Source organism: Marinobacter sp. F3R11 (genome assembly GCF_003318275.1).
Taxonomy (GTDB): Bacteria; Pseudomonadota; Gammaproteobacteria; order Pseudomonadales; family Oleiphilaceae; genus Marinobacter.
This window is the reverse complement of sequence record NZ_QOCH01000003.1, coordinates 183,795-201,227: the sequence shown is the minus strand read 5'-3', so window position 1 is coordinate 201,227 and position 17,433 is coordinate 183,795. Positions and strand designations below refer to the sequence as shown.

The window sequence follows — 17,433 nt, the reverse complement described above, 5'->3', positions numbered from 1 at the left end:
TTGTTATGAATCGAAAAACATTCGCTATGGTTGCTGTGCTGTTTGTTGCGGCCGCCAGTGCCTTCTACGCTGCTATTGCTTCGGCCGAGAAGACTGCGGTAAGTGCCAGTGAGTACGCGCCATCAGATCCCGGCCTTAAGGTTGCGACCTTTGCGGGGGGCTGTTTCTGGTGCGTTGAGGCAGGTTACGAGAAGATTCCCGGCGTGGTGGAAGCCGTTTCCGGCTATGCCGGGGGAGATGAAGCCAGCCCCACTTATAAGCAGGTGGCTTCAGGCAGTACAGGACACACCGAAGCTGTACAGGTTTACTACGACCCGAAAGAAATTACCTATGAAGGCTTGCTGCAAGGCCTGTGGAGAATCATGAACCCGACAGATGCCAACGGCCAGTTTGTTGATCGTGGCAAGCAGTATCGTCCGGCGATTTTCTATCATAACGACGAGCAGAAGCGCCTGGCGGAAATGGCTAAAAAGGAGCTGCAGGCATCAGGTCTTTATGAGAAACCGGTAACCATCGAGATTACTCCTCTCAAAACCTTTTATGCCGCAGAGAAATACCATCAGGACTACTACAAAAAGAATCCGGTACGCTACAAGTTTTACACCCATAACTCTGGTCGTTACCAGTTCATCGAGAAGGTTTATGGTGAGGATTATGAATTGGATTTCAGTCAGTTCAAGCCAGACGGTATGACTTCGGAGGCTATGGAAATGGGTTCAGGGAAAGACCAGGCCGGCGCCAGTGGATTTGATCCGGAAACCTTCGTTAAACCGGATGCAGAAACCCTGAAGCAGCAACTGACCAGCACCCAGTATGAGGTAAGCCAGAATGACGGCACCGAGCGGGCCTTCAGCAATCCGTACTGGGATAACAAGCGCCCTGGAATCTATGTGGATATTGTTTCAGGTGAACCACTGTTTTCCTCACGGGACAAGTATAAATCCGGCACTGGCTGGCCCAGTTTCACCCGCCCTTTGAGCCCGGACATGGTGGTGGAGAAGGAAGATCGCAGTTTCTTCATGACACGCATTGAAATACGCAGTCGTTATGCCGATTCACACCTGGGGCATGTGTTCAACGATGGCCCTGCCCCCACAGGCCTGCGTTACTGCATGAACTCAGCGGCCATGAAATTCATTCCACTGGAAGAGATGGCTGATGCCGGATACGGCGACTGGATCTCTGAAGTGGAGGCCGCGCAGTAAAAGCAAGGTCTGAGGCGCACCTCAAAGCCAGAGGTCGCCTATGGGTGTTTGCGGACTGAAGTGATGAAGTATCTGCGCCTGTAGCAACTCCGCAGTGGCAATGGCATCAATCAGGGCGTTATGGGCAGCATAGTGAGGCAGCCCATAACGTTTTCTGCTGTCAGCAAGGCGAATGGATACCGGTTTTTTACCCAGCAGACTCTTCAGGAAAGACGGGTGCCTGTCCGGGTGCAGGTGTGCCTCAATGGCCATAGTGTCTATCACCGGAAAGCGAATGCCCTCGTCAAGACGACATTGCAACGCCTCATTCAGGAAAGGTCGTTCAATATTCCTGAAGTGCACGACTGGAATGCGGCCATTCAGGCTGGCAAACACCTCTTCGAGTATTTCTGACAGGTCCGGAGCCTCATCAATGTCGGCGTGAGTGATGCCGTGAAAAGTAACCGATGTCTGGTGCAGTGGTAGCCGGGGCCTGACAACCCAGTGTTTCGCCTTGCCAAGCTGAATGGAATCCAGCGTAAAAGGCACCAGCCCTATGCTGACAATAGAGTGCGCCTCTGCGTCCAGGCCGGTGGTCTCAAAGTCGAGTGCCACCAGGGGAACCTCAGAGACGGGGGTTTTCGGAGAAGGGCAGCCGGCTTCGTAAAAGTGTTTCAGTACCGGAGTTTTGGTGTGTCTGGCCAGGGCCTGGTACTGCTCTGGCCACGGCAGGCGCCTGATTGAATCGGGCACTGGTTGGTGCTCAGACATTCCGGGTCACCTGGGTGTTGTAACGGAACCGCAGAAACTTCTGGGCATTGCTGACAACCTGGAAAGCATCTTTGAGGTGGCTGCGCTCAAACGATGACAGGTCTTCTGGCCGCACATTGTTATCCGGCTCCTTACCCGCTTCGATTGACAGTGCCTGATGGCGGATGCGGACGATCGAGATGAATTCCAGTGCGTCCCTCAGGTTGTCCAGGTCATCTTCAACAATAAGCCTGGTTTTGCTGATGCTTTTCAGGCGTTCGAAGGAGTTCTGGGCAAGGGAACCGCAGGCCAGAGAGTGAATCCGGATCAGGTCAGACAGCGGTGCTGTGCCCCGGCGCTTCAGGTTGAAGGTTTTCTGGTGCTTGCCATCTTCCTCAAGCACGAAGGTGCGGAAAAAACCGAGGGGAGGTGTCCGGTTGAGAGCGTTACGTGCCATCATGGTCAGGAAGCGCTGACTTTTGCTGGCCTTGTCTGCAACCAGCGCTTTGAGTTCTTCTGCAAACTCCGTGCGGCCATATATGCCATCAAGATCAAAGAAGATGTTGCTGTTCAGGAGAGCTTCCGCTTTCGGGTTTTCAATCCAGTCGGTGAAGTAGCTTTTCCATACCTTCAATGGCTGACGCCATTTGGGGTTGGTAGCCATGATATCCCCGGTGCAGTATGTGTAGCCGCACTCCGCCAGTCCGTCGGAAACAAATTTTGCCAGTTCCAGGAAGTAGGCATCGTGCTCTTCCGGTACAAACCTGTCGTCCAGAATCATTGCGTTGTCCTGATCCGTTACGACCAGCTGTTCGTCCCGGGCCATGGAGCCCAGGGCCATAAAACAGTATGGCACGGGCGGCGGGCCAAGTTTTTCCTCACCCAGTTCCAGAAGCCGCTGTGTGAAGCTGCGACCGATACCAGCCATGGCGCTGCCTATCATGTGTGAGTTGGCATCTTCGTTAACCATGCGCACGAAACTGTCGCGAACATCCCGGCTGATCTTCTTCAGGCCTTTTACATTCTGCTGGTGGTAAATATTACTCACCAGATACAGGCTGCTCTGGCTTTCATATTTCACAATATCCGCAAGCGCAACCACGCCCCGTACTTCATGGCCATCCATCACGGGGAGATGGTGCACGTTGTTGTGCAGCATGGTGAGCATGGCTTCGAAAATATAGCTGCTGGCGCGTATGGTTATCAGCCCTTCAGACATGATCTCGCTGATCGGTGTTTCGGAAGGCAGAGCTTCGGTCACCGCCCGGGTGCGAAGGTCACGGTCGGTGATTATTCCGGCCAGGCGTGTGTTATCGCCTTCACCATCCATTAGCAACAGTGCGGATACACCCTTCTTTGTCATGATGCGTGCGGCTTCCTGTAGCCGAACGGTTGTCGGTGCAGAAATCGTTTTTCTGGAAATCAGGCGCGTAACACGGGAAGTCATCAGTTCGTTGGATTTTTCCCTGCGGGAAAGTGCCGAACGCAGGCGACTGCGATCTTCAATTTCCACAAAGTCCGCAAAGTTTTCATCGTTTTCAAACAGATAATGAAAGGTCTCTGCAGGAACGCGATAAAGCAGGCTGTCTTCAAGCGCTTTCGCAGGAAACCGGACCTTACGGTGCATGAGCAGGCCAAACTGGCCGAAGATCTCGCCTTCACCTATGCGATTATAGAGCTCGCCGGAACGCCGGAAGATTTCCACAGCGCCGCTGCGCACGTAATACATATAGGCACTGGCTTGTCCCGTTTCGAGTATCTGGGTTCCCGCCCGTACATAGCTGATTTCGATGCTGGCCGTGAGCTGATTGACCAACTCCTCCGGCATGTCGTCGAACGGCGAATGCTGGACAAGATGGTTACGGATGTCGATCAGTTCAGCCTGCATGCAGTCTCCAGATTGGAATAGTAATGGTCCCGGCAAAACTATAGCAGATACCGGCGGTTGGGCAGTGGCACCCGTGCATAAAGGTAGCGCTGCAGCAACCACGTTCGGGAGCCCTGCCAGGTTTTTTGCTTTAGGACATAGCCTCCGGTTAGCATCCGTAACTGGCTTTCAGGGAAACACTCCAACATCATGCATACTCTGGTTCTTGGCGGCATCCGTTCGGGAAAAACCGCGCTTGCAGAGCGTCTGGCATCTGAGGCAGATAACTCAGTCGTGTACCTGGCTACAGCAACAGCCGGGGATGATGAAATGCGGCTGCGCATTCAGCGTCATCAGCAGCAGCGCCCTGCTGACTGGGGGCTGGAAGAAGAGCCTCTTGCCCTGGGACAGTTGCTTGCCAGCTATGGACAGCAAAAGGCGGCACCCTGCCTTCTGGTGGACTGCATGAGTCTGTGGGTGAGTAACCTGCTGCACGCAGGTGACGATACCTTTGCCCGGGAACGGGAGGCGTTTCTGACGCAGGTGGGCTCTTACCCGGGAGAACTTGTGATTGTCAGCAACGAAGTAGGGCTTGGCATTATCGGAATGGATCCGCTTACACGCCGTTTTGCAGATGAGCTGGGGTGGATGAACCAGGCGCTGGCGACTCGGTGCGACAGGGTGATCATGAGTGTTGCCGGGTTGCCCATGGTCCTGAAACCGTGAGAACAGAGGCGGTTTAACAGGACCCGTGCGCTACAAGGCTCTGAAATACCCCGTAATCTGTTACATCAACCTGAATCCTGCTGCGGCAGGCATAGGGTGTGGTAAGGCCTGAGAACGCGTGTTCCAGCGGAATGTTCATGGTGTCAGCAACGATCATTCGTATGGTGCCGCCATGGCAAACGATCAACACACGTTGCCCCATCAGCTCTTGTTGCCAGTGGCGCCAGCTTTCAATAACGCGCCGGTTGAAATCCACGACCTGTTCACCGCCCGGAGGTGTGTTGTTTACCGGATCTGCCCAGAACCGGTTTAGTCTCTCCCCATCACTTGCCATTACACTTTCAGCGGTGCGACCTTCCCATTCACCGAAGTTGAGCTCCCGCAGGCGGTCATCCGTGTGCAGAGGAATTTCATAGCGATCGGCCAGTTCCCGGGCAAAGTTAACGCAGCGCAGCATTGGGGAGGTAACAATGGCATCCCAGGAATCGGTTTCGGTAATGGCAGCGCGCATCTGCTGCCAGCCGTTTTCGCTCAGAGGATCGTCTTTGCTGCCGCGATACATGGGCCCGCCCTCGGGCTCCCCATGGCGGATGAGGTCGAATACTGTTGTGCTCTCCATCTTTTTTGTACTGTTCATTTATCTTCTTTTTCACTGACACCGGCGTCTGCAAAGCTGGCCATGTCGTTATGCAGGTTGCAGGCCATCCTGAGCAAGGGAACTGCCACCGCTGCGCCACTGCCTTCACCTAAGCGCATTCCCAGATCAAGCAGAGGCTCTGCATTCAGGGCTTCAAGAACGGCCTGGTGACCCGGTTCTGCCGAACGGTGGGCAAACAGGAGCCAGGGACGAATGTCTGGTTGCTGGCTTACGGCAATCAGTGCCGCAGCCGACACAATATAACCATCAATCAATACCGGTATGGAGCGGGCTGCACACCCGGCAATGGCACCCGCCAGAGCTGCAATCTCGAAGCCGCCGAAGGCCTTGAGAATGGCCATCGCATCCTGTCCTGCGTCGTCGTTATCATGGCGCTGAAGTGCACCTATAATAACTTCGGCTTTGTGACGGACACCGGCGACATCCATGCCTGTTCCGGGACCCGCCAGGGTCATGGGGTTCCTGTTCATCAGAGCACACGCGATAGCGGTTGCCGAGGTGGTGTTGCCTATGCCCATTTCGCCGCCAATAAACAGCTTGCAACCCTTGTCAGCCGCCCGCTGAGCTGCAGCATCCCCGTGGTTCAGGGCTGCAACTACCTGCTCGGTGGTCATGGCATCGGTTGTGGAAAAATTACGTGTGCCAGGGGCTATACGGGCGTCTATAACGCCGGGCAAGTCGGGTGCAACATCCGACACAGTGCCAAGGTTCACAACCTCCAGTTCTGCACCTATGTATTTGGCCAGTACGCTTACGGCTGCGCCTCCGTGGGCGAAGTTGGCAATCATCTGCGCAGTAACTGCCTGAGGGTACGCTGAAATTCCTTCCTCACAAATACCGTGATCACCGGCAAATACACTGATCTGGACCTGATCCAGCCCGGGCTTTTCTGTGCCCTGCAGGCCCGCAAGCTGAACGGCAACTGTTTCCAGTCTGCCCAGGGAGCCAGCGGGCTTGGTCAGCACGCTCTGTCTCTGTGCGGCCAGCTCAAAAAAACGGGCTTCGGGTTGTCGGGGAGGGGTGGTCCAACTGCTGGGAAAAGACATTGCACATACCTTCATACATCGACAGATCGAAACACAGGATCTGATTGCGGAGAGTGGAGCTCGAATTCAATATAAGGCGGGATCATACTCCGGCTGGGTGCAATCAGGTAGGCTTGAGGGCATCACTTTTTATCTGATCTGGAACTTCCTGTGTTGTTATTTGCTCCGTTCATCGTGTGTGTATCAGCTTTGATCCTTGATTATCTGATAGGTGAGCCCCGGCGTCTGCACCCGGTAGTCGGGTTTGGGCGATTAGTCACTGCTTTGGAAAAAGGGCTTAATACCGCACCTGACATACCTTTGCGGAGCCTTTTTTCAGGGGTTCTGGCAGTTCTGTTGGCCACAGTTCCCATAATGGCCCTGGCCATCTGGGCTTCTGTGCGGCTGGACGGGTTGCTGTTGATGCTGGTGCAGGCGGTAGTGCTCTGGCTGGCCATTTCACTCCGAGGGTTGGCTGAGCATGGGCGGGCAGTGGCTGCACCTCTGGCTGAGGGCAACCTGGACGTTGCCCGCAAACAGGTCAGCCGCATTGTCAGCCGCAAGGCCAGTGATCTTGATGGACGTGGTGTAGCTGCCGCTGCAACCGAATCCATGCTGGAAAACGGAGCAGACGCTGTTTTTGCCAGTCTGTTCTGGTTTTTGATCGCAGGTATTCCCGGTGTGGTGATGCACCGGATGGTGAATACCCTGGATGCCATGTGGGGCTATCGCAATCGGCGTTTCCTGTACTTCGGTCGTGCTGCTGCACGGCTGGACGATCTTATGGGCTGGGTGCCCGCGCGGTTGACCGCACTTAGCTATATGCTGTCAGGCAATCGTAAACTCGCCTGGCAGTGTTGGCGAAAGCAGGCCCCTCAATGGGACAGTCCCAATGCGGGGCCTGTCATGGCAGCAGGGGCCGGTGCTTTGAACGTCCGGCTGGGAGGGCCTTCGCCGTATCCCTCTGGCGTTAAACAACGCCCGATTCTGGGCGGCGCGCAGGAGGCGAGCTCAACAAGTATTGAAGCCGCGATCACACTGGTCCGGCATGGAGTCTGGCTCTGGCTCGCTGTTGTCGGGGCGATCACAACACTTATCTTTGCAGTGGTGTACCTGTAATGATGCTGGAACATGGCGGACGGTTGAATGAAGCCGCAGAGCGCTGGGGTATTCCACGTTCAGAATGGCTTGATCTTTCCACTGGTATAAACCCGGTTGGCTGGCCGGTTCCGGATATACCGGCCGAGGTCTGGCAAAGATTGCCGGAAGCCGATGACGGGCTCGAAGATATTGTTCGTAAATGGTCAGGTGCCTCACCAGCTGCGGCCTGTGTTCCTGTGCCAGGCTCTCAGGCCGCAATTATGGCACTGCCCGGTTTGCGCAAACCCTGCCGTGTCGGCATACCGGTGCCTGGTTACAGAGAGCATGGGCATAGCTGGCGGAATGCTGGTCACAGGCTTGTCCCTATAGGGCCTGAGCAGACCGGCGGTGGCTTTTCAGGTTGCGATGATCGCTGGCTTGACCAGATCGACGTACTGGTCTGGATTAATCCCAATAACCCTACCGGAAAAATCATTCCCCCCTCCACATTGCTACGCTGGCACCAGCGGTTGCAAAAGCGAGGTGGCTGGCTGGTTGTCGATGAGGCATTTATGGATGCCACGCCGGCGTTCAGTCTCTGTACCCAGGCCGGACGGCCGGGCTTGATCGTTCTTCGTTCGCTTGGAAAGTTTTTTGGCCTGGCGGGGGTGCGGGCGGGATTTGTTCTTGCGGATAGTCAAATCACGGAACGCCTGAGACAGGTGCTGGGTCCCTGGGCGCTGAGTGGGCCGTCCCGGTATGTGATGGGTAAGGCGCTGACCGATGAAGGCTGGCAGCGCGCAACTCGGGTCAGTTTGCACCGGCATGCCGGCAATCTGCGTGAGGTTCTGCAGAAAGCCCGGCTGACTCTTGTGGGTGGCAGCGCCCTGTTTCAGACAGTTCGTACAGACAACCCGAAGATACTGGCACATCAACTGGCTGCACAGGCGGTGCTGGTCAGAGTTTTCGATCAGCCGGGAATGCTCCGGTTTGGCGTGATGGCAGATGAGGCGCAATTGCAGCGATTGGCAGAAGCGCTTGTGGCCCGGACTTGTGATTAGTCATTGACCAGACATTAACGCATTGTTAGCCTTGGCATTCGTTTATAGGTGCTGTTGTAGCGCAATCATCGTCGCTGCCACAGTGAAACGGGAAGCCGGTTAAAGTCCGGCACTGCCCCCGCAACGGTAAGTGAGAGAACGGCGAAGAGAGATGCCACTGTGCGCAAGCATGGGAAGGTTACGCCGGTCAGTTCTATAAACTCACAAGTCCGGAGACCGGCCTGTAAACACACCGAGCGCTGCGGAGGGCAGTTACGGTGGGTAAACACCGGCCTGTTTTACGGATTTTCCCACCTCAGAAAACGCTTCATCCTGGCCTTCTGCCAGAATCAGCCTCCCTTTGCAGAGCACCTAACAATTGGCCATGCGGGTGCGCGTGGTGAGTCTGAGAGTGCATTTAATGAAAGTTTCCCTGGCAGTTACCAGTGTTCTGGTTATCCCTTTTGCATTTAGCCCCCTCTCGATTGCGGTTGCGCAAGAAGCTCAGTCTTCTCAGTTAGATCCGATTGTTGTCACAGCAACTCTTGGCCCCAGGACGGTGGGTGAGAGTCTTGCCTCCGTTACTGTGGTGGATGAAGAAGAGATTCGTTCGAAAGCCCCGGTTGAGTTTTCTGATCTTCTGCGTGGTCAGCCAGGTATCAGTGTGACCGGTAACGGTTCTTTCGGAAAAACAACGAGTGTTTATACCCGCGGCGTCCAGAATGCCGGTACGGTTTTACTTGTTGACGGTGTGAAGCTGCATTCTGCAACTGGTGGCGGTGCGCCATGGCAGTATTTCCCGACAGAACTCATTGAACGAGTGGAAATTGTGCGGGGCCCGCGCAGCTCGCTCTATGGCGCTGATGCCATGGGCGGTGTGGTACAGGCGTTCACACTGGATCCCGAGCAGGGTAAACGAGGCTGGGTTGAGGCTGGTGCAGGAAACTTTGATACCCAAAAGGTCAGTGCAGGTGCTTCTGCCTCGGTTGGCAATACCAGCTTCAGTCTGAGCGGTCTGCATAAAGAAAGTGACGGCACAGCGATTGTTGAAAACGGCGAAGACAAAGGGTTCCGCAATACCGCCGGGCTTGGCCGGGTTGTGCATGCTCTGGATAACGGTGGTGAAGCGAGCATCATGCTGATGCAATCTGAAGGGAACACCGAGTACGAAGGCGGCAATATTGATTACATGATCCGTACTATTGGTCTCGGGCTGATGACACCGCTGAGCGAAAGCTGGCAAATGGGCATTCAGTTTGCGGAATCGCGCGATGAATCAGATTCGTTCAGTGCTTATGGTGAAAGCACCTATAACACCCGGTTGCGAGAGGCCAGGTGGGACAATACCTTTTCTTTCAATGTCCATGAGCTGGTTGTGGGCGCTGAGCTGCAGCAGGATGAGGTCAGCAGTTCACAATCCTATAGTGAAACCTCCAGAACCAATACGGCACTGTTCAGTCAGTTGCGTCTGAATTTTGGACCGGTTGATGCGCAGCTGAGTCTTCGCGGCGATGACAATGAAGCCTACGGTACCAATGAAACCGGAGGGGTGGCACTAGGTTATAAAATAGACCGCTCTCATCGCCTGCGTGCGAGCTACAGCACCGCGTTCAGGGCTCCCACATTTAATGACCTCTACTGGCCTCTGTCATTTAACTACCAGGGCAATCCGGATCTGGAGCCGGAGGAGTCCGAAAGCTATGAGATTGGTGCCAGCGGTAACTATCAGAGATGGTATTGGGATCTTGCCGTGTATCAGATGGATGTCGACAACCTGATTGGTTCCGGGGAGATCGGAGGAGTCAATACACGGGTTAACGTTGATGAAGCGAGAATTCGTGGAGCAGAGTTTGGCGGTGGTTATGAATATAACGGCTGGCGTGCAGGGGTGGCTCTCACTTATATGGACCCTGAAGACCGTGATACCAAAAAACAGCTGGCGCGCCGTACCAGACAGTCTGCCCGTATTGACCTGGACAAAGACGTTAATAACTTTACGTTTGGCGGCTCTGTCGTAGCTGAGGGGCATCGTTATGACGACGCAGCCAATACCGACCGTCTGGCCGGGTTCGGAACGTTTGACCTGCGCGCCGGGTGGAATTTCGCGCCCAACTGGAGCAGCCGTCTGACCCTTGCCAACGTGCTCGATAAGGAATACTCAACTGCGAGATATTTTGATGGTCGGGAGTACATAGCCGCGGGTCGAACAGCCATGTTGTCGGTTCGTTACGACATACAGTAAACCTCGAAGACGGGAGTATGCGTGTGAGTATTCACCGGCTGGGCGTCAGAGTTGCACTGGGCTTTTTGTTAGTGGTGGTAGTGCAGTCTCTGTCGGCCGGCGAGGTGCAGCGTTGTGCTGTTGATGACATGGGCAAGGAACTCTGCATCCCTGCCCCTGCGCATCGTATAGTCACTTTGTCTCCGGGGGCGACGGAACTCATGTTTGCGGCCGGCGCCGGTGACAAGGTGGTTGCGGTCGTTAATTACAGTGATTATCCCCCGGAAGCCCTGAAATTGCCCTTGGTTGGCAGCCATACCCGGGTGGATATGGAAGCGTTGCTGGCGCTCAGGCCGGATCTGGTGATTACCTGGGTAACGGGTAACCCACCGGCCCAGATGGAGCTGATCGATGAGCTGGGTATTCCCGCGTTTGCGATTGAGCCCCGGACCTTTGAGGGGGTTTCCAGTGTTATTGAGAGGTTGGCTACCCTGGCGGGCACTGAGCATGAAGGCCTGGCTGAAGCCGAGCGTTTTCGCGTGGGTATTGCCGCTTTGTCAGAGCAGTACCGTAATGCAGAACCAATACCTGTTTTCTATCAGGTCTGGGAGCAGCCTCTGATGACCATCAACAACGACCACCTGATTGGTAAGGTGCTTCAGTTGTGTGGTGGCGTAAATGTATTCGGCGACATGCCGCGGCTGGTTCCCCGAATCAGTTCTGAGGTTGTGCTGCAGGCCGATCCCCACGCCATTCTCACTGGAAGTGTTGAGGGTGTCAGTGATGGTCAGCTGGATATGTGGAAGCAGTATTCGGAGCTGACCGCCGTGAAAAAGAACAATCTCTTTTTTGTGCCGGCCTCACCCATTTCACGGCCTACGCCCAGATTGCTTGAGGCCACCAGGATTGTTTGTGACTATCTGGATAGTGCACGTGAGCGTTGATAACACAGGGATGAATTGTCAGGTAACTGACCGATGATCCGCCCGTTGCTGAGCCTCGGATTTCTGACTTTCGTTGCAGTTGTGCTGGCTTTGGGCCTGGGCAGCGTGACTGTCCCGCTGCCTGAGATCTGGCAGGTCATGCAGGGTGAAGGCAGTGCGCTGAACCGTGCATTGTTATTGGATCTGCGCTTGCCCCGTACTCTTGCGGCTCTTGCAACAGGGGGGCTGCTGGCTGTGGCTGGCGCGCTGATGCAAGTGTTGTTGCGTAACCCACTGGCTGACCCCTATGTGCTCGGGCTATCTGGTGGCGCAGCAGTTGGCGCACTATTGGCCATGCTGGCAGGAATGGGGACGATCCTGATATCCGGGTCCGCCTTTGCTGGTGCCATGCTGGCAACCCTTCTGGTCTTTGGTCTCGCCCACGGCACTGGCAGCTGGACCCCTTCCCGCCTTCTGCTGACCGGTGTGGTAGTGGCGGCCGGGTGGGGAGCTGTGATTACGCTGATGCTGGCAATCACGCCCTCATACAAACTCCCCGGTATGCTTTACTGGTTGATGGGTGATGTCTCATACGCCCGCGCGCCCTGGCCTGCATTGGCTGTTCTGGTTTTGTCCGTTGTGCTGATTATGCCTCTTGCCCGTAATCTTAATGTGCTGGCGCGGGGACCTCTGCAGGCCGCTGCGCTGGGCGTCTCCGTGCGCCCGCTGGAATGGACTATTTATCTTCTTGCCAGCCTGCTGACGGCTACTGCAGTAACCACTGCTGGCAGCATCGGGTTTGTAGGCCTGATTGTTCCCCATATGCTCCGGCTGGTTCTTGGTAATGACCAGCGCATTATTCTGCCGGCCAGTGCCCTGGCAGGAGGGACCTTGCTGGTACTGGCGGATACGCTTGCACGTACGGTGATTGCCCCGGAGCAACTGCCTGTTGGCGTAATCACCGCGTTATTAGGCGTGCCTACATTCCTTTATCTGTTGCACCGGAGCCGATGATGAGCAGGCTGCGCAGTCGCGATCTGGTTATTAATGTACCGGGCAGATCAGATGGGTATTCTCTGAACCTGACCATTGAACCAGGCCAGACCTGGGGTGTACTCGGTCCTAACGGCGCCGGGAAAACCACCTTGTTGCATACACTTGCAGGTCTGCTGCCCGCCCGCCGTGGTGAGGTGGTACTTGATGACACCCCTCTGAAAGATCTGAAGCGCCGGGATATTGCCCGGCAGATGGGCCTTGTTTTCCAGGAGCGTCAGGATAGTTTTCCGGCAACCGTTATGGAAACTGCACTTATTGGTCGTCATCCGTGGTTGTCGCCCTGGGTCAGCGAGCAGTGTGAAGACCAGACTCTGGCAGAGCAGGCACTGGAAGCGCTGGACGTAGAACATTTGTCCGATCGTTTGCTGACCACATTGTCAGGTGGTGAGCGTCAGCGTGTTGCCATCGCCACGCTGATGACCCAGAACCCTGGCATATGGCTGCTGGATGAGCCCACTAACCATCTGGACCTGCATCATCAGGTCAAGGTGATGAACCTGCTTCAGGCGCAGGCTCGATCCGGAAAAGCTGTTTTCATGTGTTTGCACGATCTTAATCTGGCTGCCCGGTGGTGTAGTCATGTTCTGCTGCTATACACCAACGGCGACGCCTGCTGGGGGCCAGCAGATTCAATGCTGGTGCCTTCCGCGCTCGAGAAGCTATATAACCAGAAACTCATCACCGTAGAGGCCGATGGCGCGCCCATATTTGTACCTGTGCGCCCCGGGCCGACACCCTGAACAGGGCTGATCAATGACTATACCCGTACCCGCAGTGATGATTACGGCCCCGGCTTCCGGGCAGGGTAAATCCATGGTGACGGCGGCTCTGGCCCGATTGCACCGGAACGCCGGTCGCAAGGTGCGCGTGTTCAAGCATGGCCCGGACTACCTGGACCCGATGATGCTTGAGGTGGCCTCAGGTCAGCCGGTCTACCAGTTGCACCCCTGGATGACCGGCGAACACGAATGTCGCTGGCGCGTGGCGGAAGCTGCCCGCGATGCTGATCTGATTCTGATTGAAGGGGCTATGGGCCTGTTTGATGGCGACCCGTCCAGTGCTGACCTTGCCAAACTGCTGGGTATTCCTGCGTTGCCAGTGATTGACGCCGGCGGTATGGCGCAGACCTTTGGCGCGCTGGTACTGGGACTGGCCCATTTTGATCCCGAACTGTCGGTGTATCAGGTGATCGCCAACAAAATCGGTAGCCCCCGCCATGGCGATATGCTGAAAGAAGGCCTGCCTCAGGGCATCAGTTTGCTGGGGGCCATTCCCCGGAGCGAGGCAATGCAGATTCCGGACAGACACCTGGGCTTGTTGCAACCGGCTGAACTGGGCAACCTTGACCAGCAGCTTGATGCGGCGGCTGCGGTGCTCGAAGCTGCAGGCCTTGGTGAGTTACCCAAGGCTGTTACGATTGCCCCGGTTGAGCCAGTCAAACCAGAGGCTTTGCTTAAAGGCGTGCGCATTGCGATTGCCCGCGATCTTGCGTTCAGCTTTATCTATCGTGCGAACACAGACCTGCTGACGGCCATGGGTGCGGAGCTGCACTATTTCTCCCCGTTAGTGGATTCGCAGCTACCTCAGGCGGATGCCCTATGGCTCCCTGGTGGATACCCTGAACTTCATGGCAGCACCCTGGCCAACAATACCCCTATGGCTGAAGCGATCCGTGAGTTCTATGAGGCCGGCAAGCCGATACTTGCAGAGTGTGGCGGGCTGATGGCTTGTGCTGAAGAGTTATCCGATAAAGATGGCGTTGTGCACAGAATGCTGGGGTTGATCCCGGGCCGTTCGACCTTGGAAAAACGCCTGCAGGGCATAGGCCTGCAAAGCCTGAGCACTCAGGAAGGCGAGCTCCGTGGGCATACCTTTCACCGCTCATCACTGGATACACCATGGCAACCTGTGGCGCGGGCCTGGAAACAGGCTGGCACGGTCGGGGAGGCGGTATTCTGTGAAAAAGGTCTCGTGGCCAGCTACTTCCACGGTTACTTCCCATCGGCTCCTGCCCTGATTGCTGCTCTGTTCAGGGGCCAGCCGCTGATATTTTACAATGATACGGAGAAGACTCATGCGTGATCGCGCAAAAGATCCCGAACGCCATGCCAAACGTATGGCAGCCAAGCAAAAAATCATGCAGGAACGCATCGCCAATGCCCAGAACGAACAGGGTGTGTTGCTGGTATTGACCGGTCCCGGTAAAGGCAAGAGCAGTTCCGGCTTTGGCATGGTTGCCCGCGCGCTTGGCCACGGTATGAAAGTCGGCGTTGTGCAATTTATCAAAGGTGCCTTCAGCACCGGCGAAGAAGCCTTTTTCCGGGATCTGCCCAATGTGGATTACCACGTGATGGGTCAGGGCTACACGTGGGAAACCCAGGACCGCGAACAGGATGTGGCGTCTGCCAATGCTGCCTGGGATATTGCTGCCGGCATGTTGAAAGACGACAGTTATGATCTGATTTTGCTGGACGAGCTGAACATTGCGCTGAAATACGACTACATAGATCTGGATCGTGTGCTGGATGATCTGCAGGGCAGGCCTGCTATGCAACACGTGGTCGTCACCGGACGTAATGCTCCCCAGGAACTGATCGACATCGCAGATACCGTCACCGAAATGGGCGTCGTGAAGCATGCCTTCAAGGATCAGGGCATCAAGGCTCAGAAGGGCGTCGAGCTTTAATCATGACCACACTGATGATCCAGGGCACCACATCCGACGCCGGTAAAACCACCGTAGTTGCCGCCCTGTGTCGTTGGCTTGCCCGGCAGGGTGTGTCGGTGGCGCCATTCAAACCGCAGAATATGGCCCTGAACAGTGCGGTTACAGTGGATGGAGGGGAAATAGGCCGCTCCACGGCGTTGCAGGCACTGGCGTGTGGCCTTGAGCCCCACAGCGATATGAACCCGGTATTGCTGAAGCCGCAAAGCGATTGTGGCGCCCAGGTAATTCTGCGCGGACAGGTACACGGCAATATGGATGCGCTGGATTATCATGCGTACAAAGCCGAGGCCAAGGTTGCGGTGATGGACGCCTGGCGTGCGCTCAGTGAACGCTATGACGTGATCATTGCTGAAGGTGCTGGCAGTCCTGCAGAAATTAACCTGCGCACCAACGACATTGCCAACATGGGCTTTGCAGAAGCGGCCGATTGCCCGGTGTTGCTGGTCGGGGATATAGACCGGGGCGGTGTGTTTGCCCAGCTGGTGGGTACGCTGGAGCTGATTTCCGCCAGTGAGCAGGGGCGCACAAAAGGCTTCATTGTTAATCGTTTTCGCGGTGATATCAGCTTGCTGGAACCAGGCCTGGAGTGGCTTACCGAACGCACCGGCAAGCCAGTGGTTGGCGTGCTGCCATACCTTCATGGCCTCATCGTGGACTCTGAAGACAGCATTGGTATCTCTGGCACCTGCGAAGCCGAATCGCTGAATGTGATTGTGCCGGTGCTGCCACGCATCAGTAATCACAATGATTTTGACCCCTTGCGCTTGCACCCGGGTATAAATCTTCAGTTCATCGGCCCGGATCAGCCCATTCCGGCTGCCGATCTGATTATCCTGCCCGGCAGTAAAAGTACCCGCACTGATCTGGCTTTCCTCAATACTCAGGGCTGGGTGCAGGCTATTCGCAAACACTTGCGCTACGGCGGCAAGGTTTTTGGTATTTGCGGTGGTTTTCAGATGCTGGGTGAGCGTGTTGACGATCCGGATGGGCTGGAAGGCCAGAAAGGCGCAACGGAAGGCCTGGGATTGCTGGAAATGACCACCACCATGATTGCTGGTAAACATCTGAGAAATGTTAGTGGCACCCTGACCCTCCGGGCGGGTGACCCCCGCGGCAAGAGTGCGGTTTTCAAAGGCTACGAAATGCACAACGGTGTGAGCCATGGCGCGGCTCTAGCACATCCGTTGGGCTTGATGGCTGGCAACAACGAAGGTGCAATCAGCGCCGATGGCCAGGTGGCCGGCACCTATGTGCATGGAATATTTGACGAGCCGGCGGCGTGTGAAGCATTGCTGCAATGGGCCGGGCTGAACCGCTCAGGCGCCGCTGTAGACTACCAGCAGCACCGTCTTGCCCAGCTTGACCGGCTGGCGGACCAGGTTGAACAATATCTGGATACAGACTGGCTGTGCGGGCTGCTGGGCGTAAAAGAAGCATCAACTAATTCCGGCCATGGAAAGCGGTCATGAGTGATCCTAACCGTCCTTTCAGCGAAGACGAGCGTAGTGGGCTTTACCGCGCTATTTTTGAACGCCGTGACGTTCGCTCCGAGTTTCTGCCTGATCCCATTCCCCGGCCTGTGCTGGCGCGCCTGCTGAAAGCGGCGCACCACGCGCCGTCGGTGGGTTTTATGCAGCCATGGGATTTTATCCTGATTGACAGCCTGGACGTGCGTCAGCAAGTGCTGGCCAGCTATAACCAGGAAAATGCCAAAGCCGCTAATAACTACGGTGGTGAACGTCAGCGAACCTATCTCAGTCTGAAATTACAGGGCATTGTCGAAAGCCCTATGAACCTGTGTATTACCTGTGACCGCAACCGGGGCGGCAGCCATGTTCTGGGACGTAACTCCATAGTGGATACGGACCTTTTCAGTACCTGTCTGGCTGTTCAGAACTTGTGGCTGGCGGCGCGGGCGGAAGGTATCGGCGTGGGCTGGGTGAGCATTCTCGACCAGAGCACACTGGCGCGGATTCTGAAACTGCCGGATAACGTCTACCCATTGGCCTATTTATGTCTTGGCTATGTCAGCGAGTTTGCAGATCAGCCAGAGCTGGAAACCCGGGGCTGGCGTTCACGGTTGCCTTTGAATGAACTGATGCATGGCAACCTTTGGGGCCAGTCACTGGACGACAACACCCTTCTGAACGCGCTGAAGCCTTAGAGCCCGGTTTA

At 55.8% G+C, this 17,433-nt stretch carries 16 protein-coding genes and 1 riboswitch; of the genes, 12 read left to right on the top strand and 4 right to left on the bottom strand.

Translation table 11 applies throughout. The features are described from left to right. Positions 1-5 precede the first annotated feature (5 nt). Positions 6-1,205, top strand: coding sequence for a peptide-methionine (R)-S-oxide reductase MsrB (gene msrB, locus DS878_RS00960; protein ID WP_113814066.1), 1,200 nt, complete (start codon positions 6-8; stop codon positions 1,203-1,205). A gap of 21 nt (positions 1,206-1,226) precedes the next feature. Here msrB and DS878_RS00955 read toward each other — a convergent pair whose 3' ends face one another. Together DS878_RS00955 and DS878_RS00950 are read right to left on the bottom strand one after the other, a co-directional pair. Then, positions 1,227-1,955, bottom strand: coding sequence for a 3'-5' exonuclease (locus DS878_RS00955; RefSeq protein WP_113814065.1), 729 nt, complete (start codon positions 1,953-1,955; stop codon positions 1,227-1,229). Then, entirely contained in the window at positions 1,948-3,822 is a 1,875-nt protein-coding gene (locus DS878_RS00950) for a DUF294 nucleotidyltransferase-like domain-containing protein (protein WP_113814064.1), read from the bottom strand. Before DS878_RS00950 ends, DS878_RS00955 begins: the two co-directional genes overlap by 8 nt. Before the next feature lie 189 nt (positions 3,823-4,011). Here DS878_RS00950 and cobU point away from each other — a divergent pair, with 189 nt between their 5' ends. Beyond that, on the top strand, positions 4,012-4,527 hold the full coding sequence (gene cobU, locus DS878_RS00945) for a bifunctional adenosylcobinamide kinase/adenosylcobinamide-phosphate guanylyltransferase (protein WP_113814063.1): 516 nt from the start codon (positions 4,012-4,014) through the stop codon (positions 4,525-4,527). A 13-nt stretch (positions 4,528-4,540) separates the two neighbouring features. Here the strand turns inward: cobU and DS878_RS00940 are convergent, their stop codons facing one another. After that, complete coding sequence (locus DS878_RS00940) at positions 4,541-5,164, bottom strand: histidine phosphatase family protein (RefSeq protein ID WP_261977541.1); 624 nt, start codon at positions 5,162-5,164, stop codon at positions 4,541-4,543. Continuing rightward, positions 5,161-6,231, bottom strand: coding sequence for a nicotinate-nucleotide--dimethylbenzimidazole phosphoribosyltransferase (gene cobT, locus DS878_RS00935; protein ID WP_113814062.1), 1,071 nt, complete (start codon positions 6,229-6,231; stop codon positions 5,161-5,163). The genes DS878_RS00940 and cobT overlap by 4 nt, the downstream gene beginning before the upstream one ends. 150 nt (positions 6,232-6,381) lie before the next feature. Here cobT and cbiB point away from each other — a divergent pair, with 150 nt between their 5' ends. From cbiB to bluB, 10 genes are all read left to right on the top strand, one after another. Then, complete coding sequence (cbiB, locus tag DS878_RS00930; protein WP_261977540.1) at positions 6,382-7,329, top strand: adenosylcobinamide-phosphate synthase CbiB; 948 nt, start codon at positions 6,382-6,384, stop codon at positions 7,327-7,329. Continuing rightward, positions 7,329-8,351 carry a threonine-phosphate decarboxylase CobD gene (gene cobD, locus DS878_RS00925; protein WP_315971913.1) on the top strand — a complete coding sequence of 341 codons (1,023 nt, stop codon included), beginning with the start codon at positions 7,329-7,331 and terminating at the stop codon, positions 8,349-8,351. The genes cbiB and cobD overlap by 1 nt, the downstream gene beginning before the upstream one ends. A 29-nt stretch (positions 8,352-8,380) precedes the next feature. Then, positions 8,381-8,591, top strand: a riboswitch (cobalamin riboswitch). Between the two features lie 160 nt (positions 8,592-8,751). Further along, entirely contained in the window at positions 8,752-10,572 is a 1,821-nt protein-coding gene (locus tag DS878_RS00920; RefSeq protein WP_113814061.1) for a TonB-dependent receptor domain-containing protein, read from the top strand. A 23-nt stretch (positions 10,573-10,595) separates the two neighbouring features. After that, positions 10,596-11,495: a cobalamin-binding protein gene (locus DS878_RS00915; protein ID WP_261977539.1), complete on the top strand. Its 900-nt coding sequence runs from the start codon at positions 10,596-10,598 to the stop codon at positions 11,493-11,495. Between the two features lie 33 nt (positions 11,496-11,528). Next, complete coding sequence (locus DS878_RS00910; protein WP_113814060.1) at positions 11,529-12,488, top strand: FecCD family ABC transporter permease; 960 nt, start codon at positions 11,529-11,531, stop codon at positions 12,486-12,488. Next, positions 12,488-13,270: an ABC transporter ATP-binding protein gene (locus DS878_RS00905; protein ID WP_113814059.1), complete on the top strand. Its 783-nt coding sequence runs from the start codon at positions 12,488-12,490 to the stop codon at positions 13,268-13,270. The genes DS878_RS00910 and DS878_RS00905 overlap by 1 nt, the downstream gene beginning before the upstream one ends. Before the next feature lie 13 nt (positions 13,271-13,283). Then, complete coding sequence (locus tag DS878_RS00900; protein ID WP_113814058.1) at positions 13,284-14,612, top strand: cobyrinate a,c-diamide synthase; 1,329 nt, start codon at positions 13,284-13,286, stop codon at positions 14,610-14,612. Further along, entirely contained in the window at positions 14,605-15,216 is a 612-nt protein-coding gene (gene cobO, locus DS878_RS00895; protein WP_113814057.1) for a cob(I)yrinic acid a,c-diamide adenosyltransferase, read from the top strand. Before DS878_RS00900 ends, cobO begins: the two co-directional genes overlap by 8 nt. A gap of 2 nt (positions 15,217-15,218) precedes the next feature. Continuing rightward, positions 15,219-16,727: a cobyric acid synthase gene (locus DS878_RS00890; RefSeq protein ID WP_113814056.1), complete on the top strand. Its 1,509-nt coding sequence runs from the start codon at positions 15,219-15,221 to the stop codon at positions 16,725-16,727. Next, a complete protein-coding gene (gene bluB, locus DS878_RS00885; RefSeq protein WP_113814055.1) occupies positions 16,724-17,422 on the top strand; it encodes a 5,6-dimethylbenzimidazole synthase in 699 nt (232 codons plus the stop codon). Before DS878_RS00890 ends, bluB begins: the two co-directional genes overlap by 4 nt. The last annotated feature ends 11 nt before the right edge of the window (positions 17,423-17,433 follow it).